Source organism: Nocardia sp. NPDC051900 (genome assembly GCF_044452545.1).
Taxonomy (GTDB): domain Bacteria; phylum Actinomycetota; class Actinomycetes; order Mycobacteriales; family Mycobacteriaceae; genus Nocardia; species Nocardia sichangensis.
The window spans coordinates 370,059-388,473 of the sequence record NZ_JBITBU010000008.1 but is presented as its reverse complement, the minus strand read 5'-3'; the positions used below and the strand labels follow the sequence as shown (position 1 = coordinate 388,473).

Annotated in this window: 17 protein-coding genes; 7 read left to right on the top strand and 10 right to left on the bottom strand. The window is 70.1% G+C overall.

All coding sequences use genetic code 11. The annotated features are described in order from the left end of the window. The first annotated feature begins 194 nt into the window (after positions 1-194). Positions 195-782 (top strand): TetR/AcrR family transcriptional regulator, encoded by a 588-nt coding sequence (locus ACIA5H_RS16615; protein ID WP_397076690.1) that lies wholly within the window; start codon positions 195-197, stop codon positions 780-782. 12 nt (positions 783-794) lie between these two features. Here ACIA5H_RS16615 and ACIA5H_RS16610 read toward each other — a convergent pair whose 3' ends face one another. Genes ACIA5H_RS16610 through ACIA5H_RS16595 form a run of 4 tightly spaced genes read right to left on the bottom strand, consistent with a single transcriptional unit; the run spans position 795 to position 3,747 of the window. Beyond that, positions 795-1,049 (bottom strand): hypothetical protein, encoded by a 255-nt coding sequence (locus ACIA5H_RS16610; RefSeq protein WP_379253354.1) that lies wholly within the window; start codon positions 1,047-1,049, stop codon positions 795-797. Positions 1,050-1,089: 40 nt separating this feature from the next. Continuing rightward, positions 1,090-1,536, bottom strand: a complete 447-nt coding sequence (locus ACIA5H_RS16605) for an SRPBCC family protein (RefSeq protein ID WP_397076689.1) — start codon at positions 1,534-1,536, stop codon at positions 1,090-1,092. 55 nt (positions 1,537-1,591) lie between these two features. Then, positions 1,592-2,956, bottom strand: coding sequence for an alpha/beta-hydrolase family protein (locus ACIA5H_RS16600; protein WP_397076688.1), 1,365 nt, complete (start codon positions 2,954-2,956; stop codon positions 1,592-1,594). Continuing rightward, on the bottom strand, positions 2,953-3,747 hold the full coding sequence (locus ACIA5H_RS16595) for a hypothetical protein (protein WP_397076687.1): 795 nt from the start codon (positions 3,745-3,747) through the stop codon (positions 2,953-2,955). Before ACIA5H_RS16595 ends, ACIA5H_RS16600 begins: the two co-directional genes overlap by 4 nt. A gap of 167 nt (positions 3,748-3,914) precedes the next feature. On the opposite strand from ACIA5H_RS16595, the gene ACIA5H_RS16590 reads away from it, so the two are divergent. Further along, the gene (locus ACIA5H_RS16590; protein ID WP_397076686.1) at positions 3,915-5,144 is read left to right on the top strand and encodes a sensor histidine kinase; all 1,230 of its coding nucleotides are present in this window, start codon (positions 3,915-3,917) and stop codon (positions 5,142-5,144) included. A gap of 315 nt (positions 5,145-5,459) precedes the next feature. Further along, positions 5,460-6,125 carry a response regulator transcription factor gene (locus ACIA5H_RS16585; protein WP_039799687.1) on the top strand — a complete coding sequence of 222 codons (666 nt, stop codon included), beginning with the start codon at positions 5,460-5,462 and terminating at the stop codon, positions 6,123-6,125. A gap of 6 nt (positions 6,126-6,131) precedes the next feature. Here the strand turns inward: ACIA5H_RS16585 and ACIA5H_RS16580 are convergent, their stop codons facing one another. Continuing rightward, entirely contained in the window at positions 6,132-7,034 is a 903-nt protein-coding gene (locus tag ACIA5H_RS16580) for a hypothetical protein (RefSeq protein WP_397076685.1), read from the bottom strand. A gap of 240 nt (positions 7,035-7,274) precedes the next feature. Here ACIA5H_RS16580 and ACIA5H_RS16575 point away from each other — a divergent pair, with 240 nt between their 5' ends. Continuing rightward, on the top strand, positions 7,275-9,059 hold the full coding sequence (locus ACIA5H_RS16575; RefSeq protein WP_397076684.1) for a protein kinase: 1,785 nt from the start codon (positions 7,275-7,277) through the stop codon (positions 9,057-9,059). A gap of 10 nt (positions 9,060-9,069) precedes the next feature. Here the strand turns inward: ACIA5H_RS16575 and ACIA5H_RS16570 are convergent, their stop codons facing one another. The 3 genes from ACIA5H_RS16570 to ACIA5H_RS16560 are packed head-to-tail and all read right to left on the bottom strand — an operon-like array spanning position 9,070 to position 12,678. After that, positions 9,070-11,562, bottom strand: a complete 2,493-nt coding sequence (locus ACIA5H_RS16570; RefSeq protein WP_379253361.1) for an FtsX-like permease family protein — start codon at positions 11,560-11,562, stop codon at positions 9,070-9,072. Between the two features lie 46 nt (positions 11,563-11,608). Continuing rightward, positions 11,609-12,316, bottom strand: coding sequence for an ABC transporter ATP-binding protein (locus ACIA5H_RS16565; RefSeq protein WP_355078810.1), 708 nt, complete (start codon positions 12,314-12,316; stop codon positions 11,609-11,611). 53 nt (positions 12,317-12,369) lie between these two features. After that, positions 12,370-12,678, bottom strand: a complete 309-nt coding sequence (locus ACIA5H_RS16560) for a hypothetical protein (RefSeq protein WP_397076683.1) — start codon at positions 12,676-12,678, stop codon at positions 12,370-12,372. A 157-nt stretch (positions 12,679-12,835) separates the two neighbouring features. Between ACIA5H_RS16560 and ACIA5H_RS16555 the strand changes: the two genes are divergently transcribed. The 3 genes from ACIA5H_RS16555 to ACIA5H_RS16545 all read left to right on the top strand — a co-directional run bounded on the left by ACIA5H_RS16555 (position 12,836) and on the right by ACIA5H_RS16545 (position 17,340). Further along, positions 12,836-14,149 (top strand): sensor histidine kinase, encoded by a 1,314-nt coding sequence (locus ACIA5H_RS16555; RefSeq protein WP_397076682.1) that lies wholly within the window; start codon positions 12,836-12,838, stop codon positions 14,147-14,149. 181 nt (positions 14,150-14,330) lie between these two features. Continuing rightward, positions 14,331-14,984: a response regulator transcription factor gene (locus ACIA5H_RS16550; RefSeq protein WP_355078833.1), complete on the top strand. Its 654-nt coding sequence runs from the start codon at positions 14,331-14,333 to the stop codon at positions 14,982-14,984. Positions 14,985-15,054: 70 nt separating this feature from the next. Next, entirely contained in the window at positions 15,055-17,340 is a 2,286-nt protein-coding gene (locus ACIA5H_RS16545; protein ID WP_397076681.1) for a protein kinase, read from the top strand. Between the two features lie 18 nt (positions 17,341-17,358). On the opposite strand, the gene ACIA5H_RS16540 is transcribed toward ACIA5H_RS16545, so the two are convergent. Together ACIA5H_RS16540 and ACIA5H_RS16535 are read right to left on the bottom strand one after the other, a co-directional pair. Next, complete coding sequence (locus ACIA5H_RS16540) at positions 17,359-17,757, bottom strand: rhodanese-like domain-containing protein (protein WP_355078813.1); 399 nt, start codon at positions 17,755-17,757, stop codon at positions 17,359-17,361. After that, positions 17,754-18,302: a cysteine dioxygenase gene (locus tag ACIA5H_RS16535; RefSeq protein ID WP_379253365.1), complete on the bottom strand. Its 549-nt coding sequence runs from the start codon at positions 18,300-18,302 to the stop codon at positions 17,754-17,756. The genes ACIA5H_RS16540 and ACIA5H_RS16535 overlap by 4 nt, the downstream gene beginning before the upstream one ends. Positions 18,303-18,415: the final 113 nt, after the last annotated feature.

The following is an 18,415-nucleotide window of genomic DNA, read 5'->3' as shown; positions in this document are numbered from 1 at the left end:
ACGTGTTGTGGGCATTGCTGCGAGACAGCCGCGAATTCAGCATGGAAAACCCGATCCCGGTGGCCACGGCGGCTTGACACGGTCATTGAGAGTCCCTTCGTCGCGAGACGCTCCGTCTCGTCGAATACCGTGCCAATTCGCTCGCGCCTTGTCAAGACGAGACGTTTCGTCTCGTCACCTGCTACCGTGACGGCATGCCCGAGACTCCCACCGCCGCGCGCCGCAGCGAGCGCTCCCGTGCGGCGATACTCGCCGCGACCGCCGAGCTGATCCGCGAGGTGTCCTACGCGAAGCTGGGCATCGAGGCCATCGCGGCCCGCGCGGGCGTCGGCAAACAGACGATCTACCGCTGGTGGCCGTCGAAGGGGGCGGTGGTGTTCGACGCCATGCTCGAATCCGATTCGGGGCCGGAAGGTCCCGCGCTACCCGACACCGGCGACATCGCCGCCGATCTGCGCCAGTTGCTGCGCGGTTCGGTCGTCGCGCTGACCGATCCGGGGTTCGAATCCTTCCTCCGCGCGATGTACATCGAAACCCAGCAGGACGCCGAGTTGGGCGCCGCCTACCGTGAGCGTTTGCTGCTGCCCCAGCGCGCCGCTGTCGCCGACCGCTTGGCCGCCGCCGTCGCCGCAGGCGAAGTGCGCGCGGATCTGGATCTCGAGCTCGCCATCGATCTGCTGCTCGGTCCGGTGCAGATGCGGTGGTCCCTCGGCCTCGGTGGTCTCACCGAGGACTATGCCGACGCCGCCCTCGACGCCGCGCTGGCCTATCTGCGTGCCTGAGTCCGCGGGTGTCTACTCGATCAGACGGGCGTTGGACGGGAGGGTGGCGTCCCCGGCTTCCAGGCTCTGCACGATCGGCGCGAGATCGCTGGACCCACTCGTGCGGGCGTCCGCGGCGAATTCCTGCCACGTCGTCGGCGCGTCGCCCTCGATGACCGGATCTTCCAGGCCGACGTCGTAGTCATCGTCGTCGAAAGACTGCTCGGGTGGGGTTGATCGATCGTCCGTCAACTGGGCGGTCTCCTTGGCGTTCGCAACAGCTTTCATCAAGTTTCCCCGGTCCGGTCGGACGGCTGGGCGGCGGCCCTCAGGAAGCGCGCAGCGATTCGGCCCGCTTCTTGATGCCGTCGGTCATGCCCTCGAAACCCCGGCGCAGATTCTTGCCGAGCGAGGCGACGACCACGGGGTGCAGCCATCCGCCGAGTTCGAAGTGCGATTCGTAGCGCGTGCGGTTGTCCGGCAGCGGCGTCACAGTGTGCGAGCGCAGGCTGTGCAGCGCGCCGAGGGGCACGGGTTTCATCGAGTAGCTCAGCTCGCTGCCGGGGGTGTGCGAGCGGATCCATTCCCGCTGCTTGCGCGGCTTCGAGCCGGAGACCTGGACGAGCATGTCGATCGGCTCGCCGGGCACCAGCGAACTGCGGCACTCCGTGACGAAGGGATTCCATTCGCCGTAGCGCGGGAAGTCGGTGATCACCTGCCACACCAGGTCGGCTGGGGCGTCGATGTCGGCGGCGAGGTCGATGACGAAGGCCATGAAGAAATTAGAACATGTTCTATGGCGGTCGCTGGCGAGTGGCGTGCCGAACAGCTCAGCACGAGCCCATCGCCGTCCCTTGATCCTGGCCGTACCGGTGGCCGTGGCCCGGCGGAGCGTGCAGCGCGGCGAGCAGATCGGCGGTGGTCTGCGCGAAGCTGAGCACCGGAAGCCATCGCGGAACCGGAGCGTCGACGCGGGCGCCGGTCAGGTCGGGCGCGCGCCACAGCTGGGAAAGCGACCAGTGGACCACCGGATCCGAGCTATTGGCCAGCACGGTCGCGCCGGCGCGGTGGACATTGTCGGCCGGTGGACCCGCCCAAAGAACCGCGCAGGTTCGGTCGTCCTGCTCGGCGTCGTCGGCGAAGACGGCGTTGCCGCCCAGAGCGCCCAGGCTCTGCCCGTACAGGTACAGCTTCGGCTTGTGCGCGAGGCTTTGGATGTGGCGCTCGACGGCGGTGAACAAGGCGCGAGCGGCCGTCACCGCCGATTCCCGGCCGAACACGAACGTCGCCCAGCTCGGGAGATAGGAGTATTGCAGCCCGACCAGCGCCACGTCACCGCCGAAGCGCCGATCGAACCCCGCCACGGCGTTCGCGTCGATCCAGCCCGATCCGGTGGGCACCGTGACGACCAGGTGCGAGCGCGCGAAGCCGCCCGACCGTTCCAGTTCCCGGATCGCCAGCGCGACGCGGCTGTCCAGGTCGGGTGCGGAGGCCACCCCGACGTAGACCCGCACGGCGCGCACCGACGCGTCGCTCACGAATTTGCGCCCCTCGGCGCCCAGCGACGTCCAGCTCACCGCCGACTCCGCGCTACCCGACCCGGCGTGCGAAACCGGTCGCACCAGAGTGGGATCCAGCTCGGCGTTGGCCCGCGCGTACGCCGCCTCCCGCCATCCGACCACCGCGGGCACACCGACCAGGTACAGCAGCACCGCCGCGACGGCGGCCAGCGAGACGCCCCGCGACCAGCCCAGTTTCCGCCAAGACCAGGCGATCGAGCGGGTGGCGGCGGCGAACAGCCCGACGATCAGCGCCGCGCCGAGCGCGCAGCGCACCCAGTAGTCGGCGCCGATCGGCGGCGTGCCCATCGCGGCGCGCAGCCGGTTCTGCCAGTGTCCCGCGTTCGCCGCTGCTCCCACCACCAGCACCGATATCGCGATCAGCAGGGGCAGCCGCAGCCACGCATGGTGCCGATCGAAGTCGAAACCCCGTCGCCGCACGATGATTCGCAGCGTTCCGGCCACGCCGAGCGTCAGCGCCGCGAGGAGCCCGGTCAGCACGGCTTGCGCGCCCGGCGTGCGAGGGAGCAGACCCGGGGCCAACGACGCCAGTGTGCCGAGCCCGATGCCGAGTGTCGTGCCGATCCGCGGTGGTCGTGCCTGGAGTCGGAGACGGCGGTTCGGGAACGCCGTCATCGCCGCACCGTTGCCGCGACGGACGCAGGTGGCGGGCAATCCGCGAGTCCGGGGCCACGCCGCCGGTTGTGGACGACGAGAGCCGCGCCCAGACCGGCGATTCCGGCGACGAGCACGCCGAGCAGCTTCCAGCTCGACGCGGAGTCGGACTCGGCGGCGTCGAACAGGGGCTCGACCACCGGTACGCCGTAATCCTGCCGCCGCGAGTTCAGATCGACCGCGGTGTTCGCGATCGATGCCATCGCATCGCAGCGGGCGCGGGAGAACGGGTCCACGCGGGTGGCGCAGGCCTGGTGCATCTGCCGGTCCAGCGACGCGTCGAGGGCCTGCCGCGCCCACGGGCCCAGCGGTTCGCCGCGCTGGTCGGCGTAGCGCAACAGGTCGTAGCCGAGGTCATGGGCCTTGCACGCGGCGTCGAACTCGGCGGGCAGCGTCACCGGGGACGAGCAGTCGCCATCCGGATCGACCAGCAAACCGTCCACCGTGCTGGGCCGGTAACCGAACGACGCTACGAAGTCCGCCGGGATCGCGGTGAGCGCGTCGGGGCCACCGGCGGCCAGCTCGGCGACGGCGGCGCTCGCCTGCGGGCTCTCGATCGGCGCGGTCGCCGCGGCGGCCTGCGGGGCGGGGGAGAGGAAGACCGTCGCCGCCACGGTGGTCAGCGCGGTCGCGGTGAGCGCGGCGTAGCGTCGCGTGTACGCGGTGACGGAAGAGGCTGCGGCGGAATGATTTCGGGCTCCTATGGCCGAAGCGAACCGGGTCTCGCGCCCGGCGCTGGTCGGTGTGCTCATGGCGACGACGTTAGGGGCCGGCTTTCCGGTCCCGCCTCACGCCCGGGGAGGTTTCGCGCGCCGTGCCGCCGGGGGAGCCGCCGCGCCGCCTCACACCGGGGTATCGGGGCGGAAATCACCCGTGGGTATGAGGCCGCGGTGAACTGGGAGTTCCTAGTGTCGTAGGCATGAACCGAGAAAGTCGCGGCTGGACGCGACGGCTGGACGCGCGGACCTGGTTCGACCTGGGCACGGTGCTGGTCGCGCTGATCTGGTACGCGGTGGCCTGGCCGACCCTGCACCTGACCCACGCGGTGCCCGCCGCGGCGCAGCCGTTCATCGCGGCGCTCGCCGCGTTCCCGGTGCTGCTCGTCCGGGTCAACCCGGCGCTGGGCTGGGCCATCTCGGCGGGCTCCGCGCTGGTGATCGCGCTGGCGATCCCGCATCAGCAGAACAACGACCTGCCGTTCCAGGTCGTGCACGTGCTCTGTGTGCTGGTGCTGCTGTTCGCGGTGGCGTTGTGCGCCCCGGGACAGATCGTGGCGGTGTCCTGGGCGGCGACCGCGCTGCTGTTCGCGACCACCATGCCCGGCGAGGGCGAAGCGTTCGCGAACGCCGCGTGGGGCTGGCCGATCGCGCTGGCCGCGCTGGTGCTGTTCGGACTGCTCGTCCGCTGGCTGGCACTGTCGCGGCGACAGCTGGTGCGCCAGGAGGAGGAGAACGAACTCGAGCGGGCACGCAGGGCCATCTTGGAGGAGAAGGCGCGCATCGCCCGCGATCTGCACGACGTCGTGGCCCACCACATGTCCTTGGTGGTAGTGCAGGCGCAGACCGCGCCGTACCGGGTCGAGGGCGTCACCCCGGCCGCGCGCGCCGAGTTCGAGTCGATCGGCGCCACGGCGCGCGAAGCGCTCAACGAGATCCGCGGCATGCTGGGTGTGCTGCGCAGCGACGGCCAGTTGCCCGAGCACGCGCCCCAGCCGAAGGCGGCCGACGTGATCGGCCTGTTCGAAGGCGCGCGCCGCGCTGGTGTCCGCATCGAGTGGACCGTCGAGGGTGCGCTGGACACGATCCCGGAGACCACCGGCCTCGCCTTGTTCCGCGTCGTGCAGGAATCACTGTCCAACGCCTCCCGGCACGCCCCGGGCGCGCCGGTCCAGGTGCGTATCGCCCGCGACGCGGAGCTGCGGCTCGACGTCGACAACGAGCCGGGGGCCACGCCCGCCCGGACGGTCGGCAACGGCGGCCACGGCATCGCGGGTATGCAGGCGCGAGCGCTGGCCGTGGGCGGCGAGGTGACGGCGGGGCCGCGCGCGGACGGCGGATTCCGGGTCCACGCGCGCTTCCCGCTCACCGTGCCGGAAGCGGCTGCCGCAGTTGTCGGTGCCGGCGCGGTGCACGGCGAACCAGGACGCTGAGCACCGCCGGGAGGATGCGCAGTGTGCTGCGGGTTCCTGCGGATGCCGATCGGAGTCAGCGACGGAAGGCATGTGCCGCCGTTGCACAAAGCGCCCGAGGCTGCCGGGCACGACCCCGAATCGGGAGTTGAGCGGTGTCGAGACATCGCATCAGAGCAGACCGTGGCCGCAGCGCCCGAGCGGCGATCAGATGTGCCGGCCTCGGACACGGGCCGAGCGTGCCCGTCGATGCACAGTCGGGACAGTGGGCCCCTGGCATGCTCGTGCGTCCGGTCGGCGCGACGCGCAGTCGTACGGGGCAATTAGGGTGAGCTGGTGGCAATTACGGTGTTGATCGCCGACGACCAGGCGATGGTCCGTCAGGGGTTCGGGGCGCTGCTGGCCGCGCAGCCGGATATCAGCGTGGTGGGCGACGCGGCGGACGGCAAGGTCGCGGTGGCCGAGGCGAAGCGGCTGCGCCCGGACGTCGTGCTGATGGATGTGCGCATGCCGGAGATGAACGGGCTCGACGCGGCCCGCGCCATCCTGGCGGCCGGGTTCGACCCGCCGGTGCGCGTGCTGATGCTCACCACCTTCGACATCGACGACTACGTCTACGAGGCGCTGAGCCTCGGCGCCAGCGGGTTCCTGCTCAAGGACGCGCCCGCCGAGGAACTGGTCCGCGCGGTGCGGGTGGTCGCCGACGGTCAGGCGCTGCTCGCGCCCACGGTCACCCGCAGACTCATCGCCGACGTCACCCGCCGCCGCAGCGCCGCCCGCGCCAAGCCGTCGCCGCAGCTGTCCGCGCTGACTCCCCGGGAGCGGGAAGTGCTGGAACTGATCGCGAAAGGCATGTCGAACTCCGAGATCGCCGAAACCCTGTTCGTGGCCGAGCAAACCGTGAAAACCCATGTCTCCAAGGTGTTCTCGAAGCTGAATCTGCGCGACCGGGCGCAAGCCGTGGTGCTGGCCTACGAAACCGGCCTGGTCACCCCGGGCTGAGCCGGGTCACATCGGCGGGCAGGACCCGCCGCGCAGTTCGTCGAGATGACTGCCGAGCATCCGCGCCATCCGGCTCAGGATGGTGGTGGAGTCGTCGAAGCTGCCGGAATCGGCCGTCGCCGCCAGCGCGACGGCGACCATGCCGGACCGCACCGGCACCAGGCCGAACTGGCGGACGGTGTAGACGCCGGTGTCGTCGTCGGGACCCCAGCCGCCTTTGAAGGCCGTGCCCTCCAGGACGCCAAGACCCCATGCCTGCTCGGGCGTTATCTTCGTCATCAGCTCGGTGACCTGGAACGACTCGGGCAGGCACGGCAGCCGGGAGGCGAAGCGGGCTTGATTGGCCAGCGTCCATTCGGTGCCGCCGAAGGAGGTGTAGTCCAAGGTGGTGCGCGGGCCCGCCACCCCGGTCGTGGCGTCGCCCGCCTCGTCGATCACGTCCTGCACCGCCTTGGCCGCTTCCAGCCCATCGCCGAGCGATTGCCACAGCGCCTCTGCGGCGTCGTTGTCCGACCACGTGATGGCCGCCTCCACGTCGTGGATGATGCCCTCGTGCGGGTCGTGCCGCAGCGCCGCGATCGCGAGCGGCACCTTGATCGTCGACCACGCGATGCCGCTGACCCAGTCGCCGAAGACGGTCATCCGGCCCCCGCCGACGGGGATGATCGCCATGCCGACCTGTCCGCCGAGCTGGGGCTGTAACTGGGTGAAATCGGCGGCCAGCGAGTCGGGCATGGATATGGCGAGCCGCGGCCGCCACGCCCCCGCGGTGTCGACGACGACCGCAGGGGGATCGGTGTCGGCCCGATTGCCGGGAAGCAGCGTGCACGAAGTCAGCGTGAGCAGCACCACCATCGCTGCGGCGCGCAGCACCGAACGACACGACGAAGCGGATCCCGTCGACCTCACCACCGAGTCCTCCCCACCACCGGTGACGCGTCGCGCTGTAGAACGGCGGTGCAAAATATCTCATCGGGCCCGTCCGGTCGGTGACCGGACGAGAGACATCACCGCGGCGCGCGGCGGCGTCGACGGCACGATGTCTCGAACATAGTTTTGCCGATCTTCCCGGAGAATTCGAAACCCCGTGGCCACGGCGTCACCCGGTAGGCTCCAGGATCGGTAGGAAAGCGGTCACCTGAAGGGGGCGTGTTGCTCGACAGCGGTGCGGTGTTCGCCGGGTTCACCATAGAGAAGCTCCTCGGTCAGGGCGGCATGGGATCGGTGTATCTCGCCCGTCATCCCAGACTTCCTCGGCAGACCGCGCTCAAACTGCTCAACCGGGAGCTGTTCACCGACGTGGAGGTCCGGGCCCGCTTCGAGCGGGAGGCGGACCTGGCGGCGCAGTTGGACCATCCGAACATCGTCGCGGTGTACGACCGCGGCACCGAGGACGAGCAGCTGTGGATCTCCATGCAGTACGTCGACGGCGTCGACGCGGCCACGGTGAACCCGCAGAACCTGCCGCCGGAGCGCGCCGTGCAGATCGTCGAAGGCGTCGCGTCCGCCCTGGACTACGCGCACGGGATGGGGGTGCTGCACCGCGACGTCAAGCCGGCGAACATCATGCTGGCCCGCGCGGTGGGCGGCCACGGTGAGCGGGTCTTCCTCACCGATTTCGGCATCGCCCGGCTGCGTGAGGATTCCACCCACCTGACCCAGACCGGCATGTTCACCGCGACGCTGGCCTACGCCTCGCCCGAGCAGATGACCGGGGCCCACCTGGACCACCGCTCCGATCAGTACTCGCTGGCGTGCGCGCTGTATTGGTTGCTGACCGGCGTCGCCCCGTTCGACGCGCCCGCCCCCGCCGACATCATCCGCGGCCACCTCCAGTTGCCGCCGCCCTCCGTCGCGGCCCGGCGCGCCGGTCTGTCGCCCGCGCTGGACGCGGTGATCGCCAAGGCCATGGCGAAGCGACCCGACGACCGATACGTCTCCTGCGTCGAATTCGCCTCGGCCGCGCGGCGAGCGCTCACCGAGCCCGCTCCGACGGTGGTGGCCGCGCAGTACCAACCGCAGCCCGCGCCCACCGTCCTCGCGCAACCGGCCTATCCCGGGCCGGAGGCGAGTCCGCCGACCTACGTCCCCACCGCGTCCGCCCCTGGCTATACCGCTCCACCGCAGTACAACCCGAACCCCATGAGCGGCCAGCAGTTCTCGGCGTCCAATGGCTACGCCGCGGCGGCTCCGCAGCCGAGTTACCCTGCGGCGCCGCCGCCTTCGGCTCCGGCGCCGATCGCCTATCCGCCCCACCAGCCGAGTTATCCGTCGCAGGGCCGCTCCAATACCGGCCTGATCGTGACCATCGTCCTGGTGATCGTGGCGCTGCTGGTCGGCGTCGGCATCGTCGTCGCGAAGGTCGGATTCTCGAATTCCGCCTCGCCGCTCGACCTCCCCACCAAGACGCCGTCGGGCCCGTCCGCCGCGGACAAACTCGCCGAAGCGTTCCCGAAGCTGCTGCCGCAAGGCGTCGATACGAAATACGACATCGGCTCCGGACCGGGCTATCGCGGCAAGACCTGCTTCCTCGGCACCGCCAAGCCGGGCGGCAAGGTGTCCAGCGCCAACGGCGTACCCGACTTCCCGAACTGGGCGACGGCCTGGAACTGCTGGGGCACACCGATCGACGAGCCCGACTACGTCCTCATCGGCTTCAAGTCGTCCGCCGACGCCCAGGCCGCGGTGCGGGACCTGCCGTCGAATACCGCGACGACCGAACGCAACAACGGCGAGTCGTATTCGACCTACCGGTGGCAGGAGAAAGCGAGCGGACTGCCGGACGGCTATCTCGTCGTCGACTTCGCCGACGACCCGGCCCGGTCGAACTACCTGCTGTTCGCCACGGTGACCCTCACCGACAGCATGCCGAACTCCGGGTTCGGCATCACCTCGGCGAAATTCAAGGCCTGGTTCGCCGACCTGCCGCTGTGAACCCGGAGTCTCAGTCGACGGCCAGCGCCTCCACGATGGGCAGCCGGGCCGCGCGCAACGCGGGTGGAATCGACCCGAGCAGCGCCAGCGCCAGCGCGATCACGGCGTAGACCAGCAGCATCGGGCTCGGCCGGTAGGCCACGTCGATGGTCAGGGCGTGTCCGATGGCGACCGTGCCCAGGAACTGCACCGACGCGCCGAGCGCCAGACCCAGCACCGCGCCGACGATCCCGATACCGGCGGCCTCGGCCAGCACCGAGCGCATCAGGAACTTGCGCCCGGTGCCCATGGCACGCAGTACGCCGAGTTCCCTGCGGCGCTCCAGCACCGAGAGCATCAACGTGTTGAGCAACGCGACCGTGGCGACCAGCACCACGATCCAGAGAATGGCGTTGCTCATCGCCATGCCCTGCCGGATGCTCGACGAAGCGGCCACCACCGTGTCCGCGCCGGTGTCCACGTTCAACTCCGGCGGCACCACTTGCCGTATCGCCGCGAACACCGCCGCGCGGTCGGCGCCCGGTGCGATGTCGACCGCGATGACCGTCTCCCCGGGCCGTTCGTACCAGCTGCGCATCAGGTTCAGGTCCATCATCACCACGCCGGCGATGGCGGAGAAGTACGGAATCACCTGCAACACACGCACGGTGTGGGGGCCGGTCGGGGTCGGCAGGGTCAGTTCCGCGCCCGCGCCGACGCCGAGTGAGCGCGCCACGTCGCGCGAGATGGCCACGCCTTCCCCGGCCGACAGCCGGGCGACCGATTCGTCGGTGAGCATGCGCATCCGCGTTTCCCTGGCGTCGGGCGGAAACCCTTGCAGCATCACGCGACTGCCGCCCAGCGTGGCGAAGGCCATCTGCGCCGGGCTGAGATGCGCGACGCCGGGCACCGCCGCGAGCTTGCCCGCCAGATCCGCGGGCAGCAGCGGCCCGGTCGGGAACTGCGCCATCGAGGCGGGGCTGACGTAGACGTCGTTGCGGGCCAGATCGGTGAAAGTGACCGTGGCCGAGTCGATCATGTTGCTGGACGCGCCGCTCATGCCGACGGTGGCCCCGACACCGATCATCACCGTCATCGCCGTCGCCCACACGCGCCGCGGCGAACGCTCCAGCGTGGTCGCGCCCAGGGCGCCGGGAGCGCGGAACCAGCGCGCGATCCCCGCCGCGGCCCGCACGATCGGGCCGGTCGCGGCGAAACAGATCAGGATCGCGGCGATGAACGACATCGAGATCGCGGTCAGCGAGTAGCGGCCGAGATCGCTGCTCGCGATCAGCACCGCCGCCCCGGCCAGCCCGCCACCTGCGATGACGGCGAGCCAGCGCAGCAGCGGGCTCGCGGTGTCGGTCCGGCCCGCTCCGACCGGAGCCAGCGCCTCGATGGGCTGGACCTTGTACACCTGGCGGGCGGCGAGGGAGGCCGCGAGCACGCTGGTGAACACGCAGGCCACGACGGCGAACGGAATCACGTACCAGGGCACCGAGTATTCGGTGCGGGCCTCCACGGACTGCACGATCGCGGTGGGCAGTGTGCCGATCGCGATGCTGCCCATGAACACACCCAGCGCCGCGCCGACCGCGCCGCCGAGCACGCCGAGCAGCGCCGCCTCGGCCAGCAGGTCGCGCACCATCGGGCCGCGCTTGCCGCCGATCGCGCGCAGCAGCGAGAGCATCGGCCTGCGCTGGGCGATCGCCATGCTCATCGCGTTGTAGATGAGGAACGCCGAGACGATCAGCGCGGCCGCCGACGCCATAGTGGTGGAGTAGCGGACGATCTGCACCGCGCCGCCCGCCTGCGCGGTGCGCAGACTCGGCTCGGCCACCACCGCGCGGCCGTCCACCGCGTCGGTGAGTGCCGCGCGCACCTGTCCGAGATCGGCGCCCTGAGCGGGAATGATCTGCACCGAGTCCAGCCGCCCGGCGCGGTCGGTGATCTTCTGCGCCAGCCCGAGCGGGGCGGCGATGAGGTGGCCGTCGTCGAGTTTCCGGGAGGTCTCCGCGTCGAGGACACCCGCGACCGTGACCGTCGTGCCGCCCAGCGCGAACTGCTCGCCCTCGGTGCGGCCGAGCCCGGTGCCCACCAGCACCCCATTGGGCACCGAGAGCAGCTTCCCCGTGAAAGCGCTCATCGGCGCGGTCAATTCGCTGCCCAGCGCGCCGATGTTCGAGTCGGCGCCGATCAGCAGCGCGCGGTCGGCGCCGGTGCCGATCTGCGCCCGCAGCATCGGCACCGCCACCGCGACGCCGGGTGTGGTCGCGATCCGCCGCAGCAATTGCTGGTCGAATCCCGCGTCGGTGATCCCGCTGACCTCCAGCTGCGCCTTCCCGCCCAGGCCGCGGGTCAGTCTGTCCACCGAGCCGGTGACCGATCCGGAGATGCTCAGCACCGCCACCAGCAGCGACGCCGACACGCCCATCACGATCAGCGACATGAAGGTGCGGCCGCGATGGGCGAGCAGCTCGCCGATGTTGAACAGCCGCAGGCGATCCCACGCCGCGCCGATCATGCTGTTTCCCTTCTCGCCCGCATGTCCACGCCGCGCCGCCGACCGTTCACGCGTTGACCGTCCGCTCGACCTTGTCGTTGGACCCGATCCGGCCGTCGCGCAGGGTGATCACACGGTCGCAGTAGGTCACCGCGCCCATGTCGTGGGTCACCATCACCACCGAACTACCCGATGCGGCGATCTCGCCGAGCAACTCGAGGATGGCGGCGCCGGTCTTGGAGTCGAGATTGCCGGTGGGCTCGTCGGCCAGGATCAGCGGCGGGTCCATGATCAACGCCCGCGCCACCGCCACCCGCTGCATCTGCCCGCCGGACAATTCGGCTGGGCGGTGTTCGGCCCGCGCCGCCAGGCCCACCCGGTCGAGCAACTCCAGGGCGCGCGGCTTGGCCTTGCGCAAACCCGTGCCGTCCAGCAGTTTCGGTATCGCCACGTTCTCCCACGCCGAGAGCGTGGGCAGCAGGTTGAAGAATTGGAAGACGAATCCGACCTGGTGACGCCGGAATTCCGACTGCTGCTCCTCGTCCAGCACGCCGATCTCCTCGCCCCGGAACCGGATCGAGCCCGCGTCGGGACTGTCCAGCGCGCCGAGCAGATGCAACAGGGTGCTCTTACCGGAACCGGACGGCCCGATGATCGAGGTGAATTCCCCTGTCTCGATGCGCAATGCGACGTCATCGAGGGCGCGGACCGCCTGGCCGCCGACCCGATACTCCTTCGTCACGCCCGATAGTTCCAGCATTGCCGGTTCCGGCATCGTCGTCCCCCGCTCCGTATGGTCGATCAAAGTTCTTCGTTCCTCGTCGCGCGTTACCGCGCCATGGCCTCCGACGCGAGTTTGCGGCGACGATACTGTGCGTCGAGCACCGCGCGCAGCACCGGCTGCTCGGCCGCCAGTTCGAGATAGGCCTCCATCGCCGTCGATCCCTGGTCGAGTTTCCCGGCGAAGTGGAGATTCCACCGGTAGCGCAATGTGAGCAGGAGCCCGTCCTCGCCGCCGAACAGCCGATCCAGATCGGGGAGTCCCGCGAACAGGTCGGGATCGGCCGGGTCGAGCGCCGCGCGGGTGAGTACGGTGTGCACGATGTCGGTTCGAGCGTGCTGATCCGTCCAGGACATGGCCATCGCCTTCCTCTGTGAATACCGCCAACGCTACGGACGCGACCGTCTTGTTGTCGTCGTGCCAGGGACCCGAATGCGTCTCCGACCACGGTAGGAGCGGCGGCCCGCTCGCGGGACGATGTACCCGCCCGGATCAGGCGGCTAGCCTTACAGAATGGGTTCGACCGGCGTATCCGAAGCATCGCCAGGTACGCCTCGCGCGGGCCGCGTGCCGGCCTCGGTGCGGCGTGTCGGGGAGCGGTGGGCCGAGTTCGCGCGCGATCCGGTCGCGGCCTTCCGGCGCAGCGTCGAGGAGTTGCCCTACGACTACCCGCCCTCGGTGATCGTCAGCGTCGACATCGCGGTCTTCGCCGTGGCGGTCGCGGCGGCGATCCAGCGGCACAGCTATTTCCCGACCCTGCTTCCGATCGTGGCGGTGCTACTGACCTGCGCTTTCGGTCCCTTGCACGCGTTGCTCGGCGTGTTGCCGCGCCCGCTGCTGCTCGGCGCGATGGCGATGACGGCCGAGGCGCTGTTCCTCGCTCAACCGGTCGAGGCCGATTTCGCGCCGTTCGTCCTGGTGGCCGCCGCGGGCGAGATCGCGGCGATCGCGCCGAAACGGGTAAGCATCCCGGTCACCATCGCGATGATGCTGCAACTGGTCGCTTTCGCCGTGATCGGCCATGTGACCGAAGGGTTGCCGACCTATCTGGTCGGCATCGCCTTCGGCTGGATGGCCGGGTTGATGCTGCAGTACCAGCGCCGCTTCCTCTACCAGGAACGCGGGTATCAGGACATCCGCGCCGCGCAGGCCGCCGACGAGGAGCGACGCCGGATCGCCCGGGAAGTGCACGACGTGATCGCGCACTCGCTGAGCGTCACGCTGTTGCATCTCACCGCCGCCCGGCACGCGCTGCAGACCGACCGCGACGTGGACGAAGCCGTGGAAGCGCTGACCGACGCCGAACGGCTCGGCAGGCAGGCGATGGCCGACATCCGCCGCACGGTGGGCCTGCTCGACGCGCGCCCCTGGAAGCAGGCGCCGGAACCGGGTGTGGAGGACATCGAGGATCTGGTCGGCGATTTCGTGCGGGCCGGTCTGGACGTGCGCTACGACCGCGAGGGCGATCTCGGCGCGGTGTCGCCCGCGGTCGGGCTCGCGCTGTACCGGATCGGCCAGGAGTCGCTGGCGAACGTGGTCAAACACGCGCACGGCGCGTCCGCCAGGATCCGGGTCGCGGTGGACACGACGATGGTCACCCTCACGGTGGACAACACGGTGCCCGCCGGGCTGCCCGCCCAGCGCGGCGCGGGCATGGGTCTGTCCGGTATGCGGCAGCGCGCCGAACTGCTCGGCGGCCGCATGACGGCGGGCCCGTCCGGCCGCGGCTGGTCGGTGCGAGCAGGTATTCCGCTCGCGCCCGGTCGCGGCGGATTCTCGTGTTCGGTGCTGCCGGGAACCTCCACCACCGGCCGGGAGGTTTCGTGAGCGAGCGTCGGCGAGCCGGAGCATCGGGCGTTGTCGGGTCCGGCCGACGAGGTGGCGTTGTGCGCGTTCACCGGCGAGTGAACCGAGAACGGAGCGTGCCGTCGTGCAGGTCGGAGCCGAACGCCACGGGGGTGCGGTCGTGAGCGTGCCGACACCCGCCAGTGGCGAGGACGCCGTAACCGTGCTGGTGGTCGACGACCAGGAACTCGTGCGCGGCGGTCTGCGGCGCATCCTGCGCAGGCGGGACGGATTCGTGGTCGCCGAATGCGCCGACGGCGACGAGGTGCCCGCCGCCGTCGCGGAGGTCGGCCCCGACGTGGTGCTGATGGACCTGCGGATGAAACGGGTCGGCGGTATCGACGCGACCAGGATGCTGCGGGCGCGCGACGGGGCTCCGCCGGTCCTGGTGCTCACCACTTTCGACGACGATCAGTTGCTGTCCGGAGCGCTGCGCGCGGGCGCGGCCGGATTCATCCTCAAGGACTCGCCCGCCGAGGACCTCATTCGCGCGGTACGGATGGTCGCGGGCGGCGGCGCCTGGCTCGACCCCGCGGTGACCGGCCGCGTGCTGTCGGCCTACCGCACCGTACGCCCGGTGCGCACCACCACGGATGCACGCCTGTCCGAGCTGACCGCGCGCGAATACGAGGTGCTCGAACTGATCGGGCGCGGCCGGGTGAACGCGGAAATCGCTCGTGAACTCGGCATCTCGGAAGTGACCGTGAAAAGCCATGTGGGGCATATCTTCGGCAAGCTCGAGCTGCGGGATCGGGCCGCGGCGATCGTGTTCGCGTTTGACCACGGGGTGGTGACACCCGGAGAATCCAATCTATGACGGGCAGGCTCCGGTCGCGTACCGCGTGATCTCGGTGTGCGTTCCAGGCCCGGGATGCGGAGGATGACGGGTGCAGGAACCTGGGCCGAGAACCGGGACGCGGTTCGGGCCGTACGAACTGCGGTCGTTGCTGGGCAAGGGGGGAATGGGGGAGGTATACGAGGCGTACGACACGGTCAAGGACCGGGTGGTCGCGGTCAAGCTGCTCTCTGAAGAACTCGCCAAAGACCCGATGTACCAACTGCGTTTCCGGCGCGAATCGCAAGCCGCGGCACGGCTGGCCGAACCGCACGTCATCCCGATCCACGACTGGGGCGTCATCGACGGGGTGCTGTTCATCGACATGCGGTTGGTCCGGGGCGTCGATCTGCGCACCCTGTTGCGCGGCAAGGGCCCGCTGAGCCCCGCTCGCGCCGTCGGCATCATCGAGCAGATCGCTTCGGCGCTCGACGCCGCGCACGCGAACAATCTGGTGCATCGCGACGTGAAACCGGCGAACATCCTTGTCACGGACGCGGATTTCGCGTATCTAGCCGATTTCGGTATCGCGCATACCGAAGGCGACAGCGCGGTGACGCTGGTCGGCATGGCCGTCGGCTCCTACATCTACATGGCTCCTGAGCGCTTCGACGTCGGCCCGGTGACCGGCCGCGCCGACGTCTACTCGCTGGCCTGCGTGCTGCACGAGTGCCTGACCGGAGCGACGCCGTTCCCGGCGGCCAGCATGAACGTGCTGATCAAATCGCACATGTCCGATCCGCCGCCGCGGCCGAGCGCGCAGGCCAGTGGCATTCCCGCCGCGTTGGACGAGGTGGTGAACCGCGGTATGGCCAAGGACCCGGCCGACCGCTACCCGACCGCGACCGCGCTGGCCAGGGCTGCCCGCGCCGCCCTCACCTCGGCGCCTGCCACCGGGCCGACGCTGGTGGTGCGCGCGCCCGACCGGTCGCAGCAGGCCGGTGCGGCGGTCGCGCCGGAATCGACCGGCGAGCTGCCCGTGATCCATCCGAGCGCGCCGACGGTGGTCCGGCCGACGGAGTTCCAGTTCACGCCGCTTCCGTCTGCCGACGCGCCGGAGCCGCCGCGAGCCCCGTTCCCGCCGGAGGTGGACTTGCCTCCGATACGTCCCTTCCCGGACGCGCACCTGTATCCGGAAACCCAGGCGTATCTGGAGGCGGCGGGATATCCGCAGGCGCCGGAGTCTGCCGCGCCGCCGACACAGGTGTTTCCGCAAGCGCCGCAGCCCTCCGCCCGCCCGACTCCGATGTACCCGCAGGGCTACGCCGATTCCGCCGCGCCGGAGCATTTCGATTCCCCGTACGTGCGACAGCCGGACGACTCCGCGTACGCCGATCCTGATTCCACTCGGGTGTACCCGGAGCCTGCCGCGCCGCCATCGCAGGTGTTCGGGCAGGGTTCAGCCGCGCCGGGGGTTTTCGATGCCGCGTACCCGGGACAGCCGGATGACTCCGCGTACGCCGATCCTGATTCCACGCGGGTATACGCGGAACCGACTGTGGCGCAGGCGTATTCCGATACGCCGCCGCAACCCTATTCGCAGGCCACCGAAAACGTCTTCGCCGAAAGTCATCCTGGGCTCGGGAACTACCCGCAGTATCCGGATCGAGAACAGCCACCCGCACCGCACGACACGTCCGACCGCCTTCCCGCACCGGACTCGGCCCCGACCCAGTATCTGGCGCCGGCGGAGGACCACGCGCACGCGGCTCGCACCGACTATCCGCCGCATGGCGATTACCCCGCGCGCACCGGCCGCCCCCTGGGCCGCGACGAACCGGAGTACGGCTATGACGAGTACGACGAACCCGATTACTCCGAGTCTCGTCCGAGTCGCTCCATAGCGCTGCCCATCATGGTGGCCGTTTTCGCCATCGTCGCGCTGACCGTCGGCGGCGCGATCGCCTGGCAATCGTTCGGCCGCGGGCAAGTCGAGACGACCTCCGCCGCCGCGCACTCCGAGGAGTCCGCGCCGGTGGCCGGGCCCACCACTCGGGCGCCGAGCCGCACATCGGCCCCGTCGGCCACGTCGACCTCGGCGAAGCCGACCCAGGTCACGCTGCCCGCGGGCGCGAAGCCGTGCGGCCAGGGGCAGGCCGCCGCCGGGACGTTCACCCAGTCGGCGACGGGTACCGCCGTGACCAGCTGCGCGTTCGCCGAGGAGGTGCGCAGAGCCTATGCCGCACTCGGCCAGACGCAGAACGCGACTCGTGACGCGCCGCGCTCGGTCGTCGCGACCAGCCCGGTCACCGGCCGCAGCTACACCATGAACTGCCTGCCCGAAGGCCAGGTCGTCACGTGCAGCGGCGGCGAGAACGCGGTGGTGTACGTCTACTGACGGTGCGGCGCAGGTCGGCTACGGCACGGCCGGGCTTCCGCCCGGGACCACCGGCAAGCCCGCCGCCTTCCAGGCTCGGAACCCTCCGACGAGGTCGGTCACCTGACGCAGTCCCAGACGCAGCCCGTCGGCGGCCGCGAGACTGGAGGCGTAGCCCTCGTTGCACACGATCACCACCGGGGTGTCGGCGGCGACGCCAGGCAGCCGGTGGTCGCCGTTCGGGTCGAGGCGCCACTCCAGGACGATCCGCTCGACCACGACCGCCCCGGGTATCTCACCCTCGGCACTGCGGTTCGCGTGCGGCCGGATGTCCACGATCAGTCCGCCCTCGGCCTGCACCGCGGCGGCCTGCTCCGGCGTCACCCGTTCCAGCTGCGCTCTGGCCCTGGTCACCATGTCCTCGGCGCCTGTACTCATCGTGCATCCACTCCGCTCGCTGACGTCCCTGCGAAGTCAGCCAGCGTACGGTATTCGCGGACCGGTCGAAGCGGGGGAGAGTACGCGTGCACCGACGCGGCGGGCCACGGCTTGTCGTTGCGCAGCTGATGCGCTCGATCGGGACCGAATCCGACCGTGTCACCTGCCCGGCGTTCCGCCTTCTGGACCGTCCCGCCCAGATGCAGATATTCCTCGCTGAGTTCCCCCACGGTCATGGTGAACGAGCCGGACGCGCCGCCGTGGTCGTGCGGTTCGGTGCCCTGCCCAGGAGCCCAGGACAGCAGCCACAACTCCACGCCCATGGTCAGGGCCAGGCGGGTCCACCAGCGCTGCTCGGCGTCGAAGCGCACGATGTCCAGCAGCGGCGTGGCCAATTCCGCGGCCACCGAGCTGGTCAACCGGTGTAACTCGGCGGGTGACCACAGCGTCCGCTCCGGGTGGATGGCGTCTCGAACCAGCGGCACGTCGATGTCGGGATGGATATCGCGCGCGTGCTTGAGGTTCACCGGAACGGATGTGGTCACATGTGCTCCTGACGGGATCGATCGGATGAGCGGCTCGTGGCTGCCGCGTGGATTCTCCGCCATCGCGCCCGGATTTTCACGAATCACGATCAGGGCGAATAAAATTCATCGAT

Coding starts and splice junctions, on each gene's coding strand:
- ACIA5H_RS16555 (WP_397076682.1), top strand. CDS start 12,836: ATGGGTTCGACCGGCGTATCCGAAGCATCGCCAGGTACGCCTCGCGCG.
- ACIA5H_RS16615 (WP_397076690.1), top strand. CDS start 195: ATGCCCGAGACTCCCACCGCCGCGCGCCGCAGCGAGCGCTCCCGTGCG.
- ACIA5H_RS16610 (WP_379253354.1), bottom strand. CDS start 1,049: ATGAAAGCTGTTGCGAACGCCAAGGAGACCGCCCAGTTGACGGACGAT.
- ACIA5H_RS16600 (WP_397076688.1), bottom strand. CDS start 2,956: ATGACGGCGTTCCCGAACCGCCGTCTCCGACTCCAGGCACGACCACCG.
- ACIA5H_RS16565 (WP_355078810.1), bottom strand. CDS start 12,316: ATGCCGGAACCGGCAATGCTGGAACTATCGGGCGTGACGAAGGAGTAT.
- ACIA5H_RS16605 (WP_397076689.1), bottom strand. CDS start 1,536: ATGGCCTTCGTCATCGACCTCGCCGCCGACATCGACGCCCCAGCCGAC.
- ACIA5H_RS16570 (WP_379253361.1), bottom strand. CDS start 11,562: ATGATCGGCGCGGCGTGGGATCGCCTGCGGCTGTTCAACATCGGCGAG.
- ACIA5H_RS16540 (WP_355078813.1), bottom strand. CDS start 17,757: ATGAGTACAGGCGCCGAGGACATGGTGACCAGGGCCAGAGCGCAGCTG.
- ACIA5H_RS16590 (WP_397076686.1), top strand. CDS start 3,915: ATGAACCGAGAAAGTCGCGGCTGGACGCGACGGCTGGACGCGCGGACC.
- ACIA5H_RS16595 (WP_397076687.1), bottom strand. CDS start 3,747: ATGAGCACACCGACCAGCGCCGGGCGCGAGACCCGGTTCGCTTCGGCC.
- ACIA5H_RS16560 (WP_397076683.1), bottom strand. CDS start 12,678: ATGTCCTGGACGGATCAGCACGCTCGAACCGACATCGTGCACACCGTA.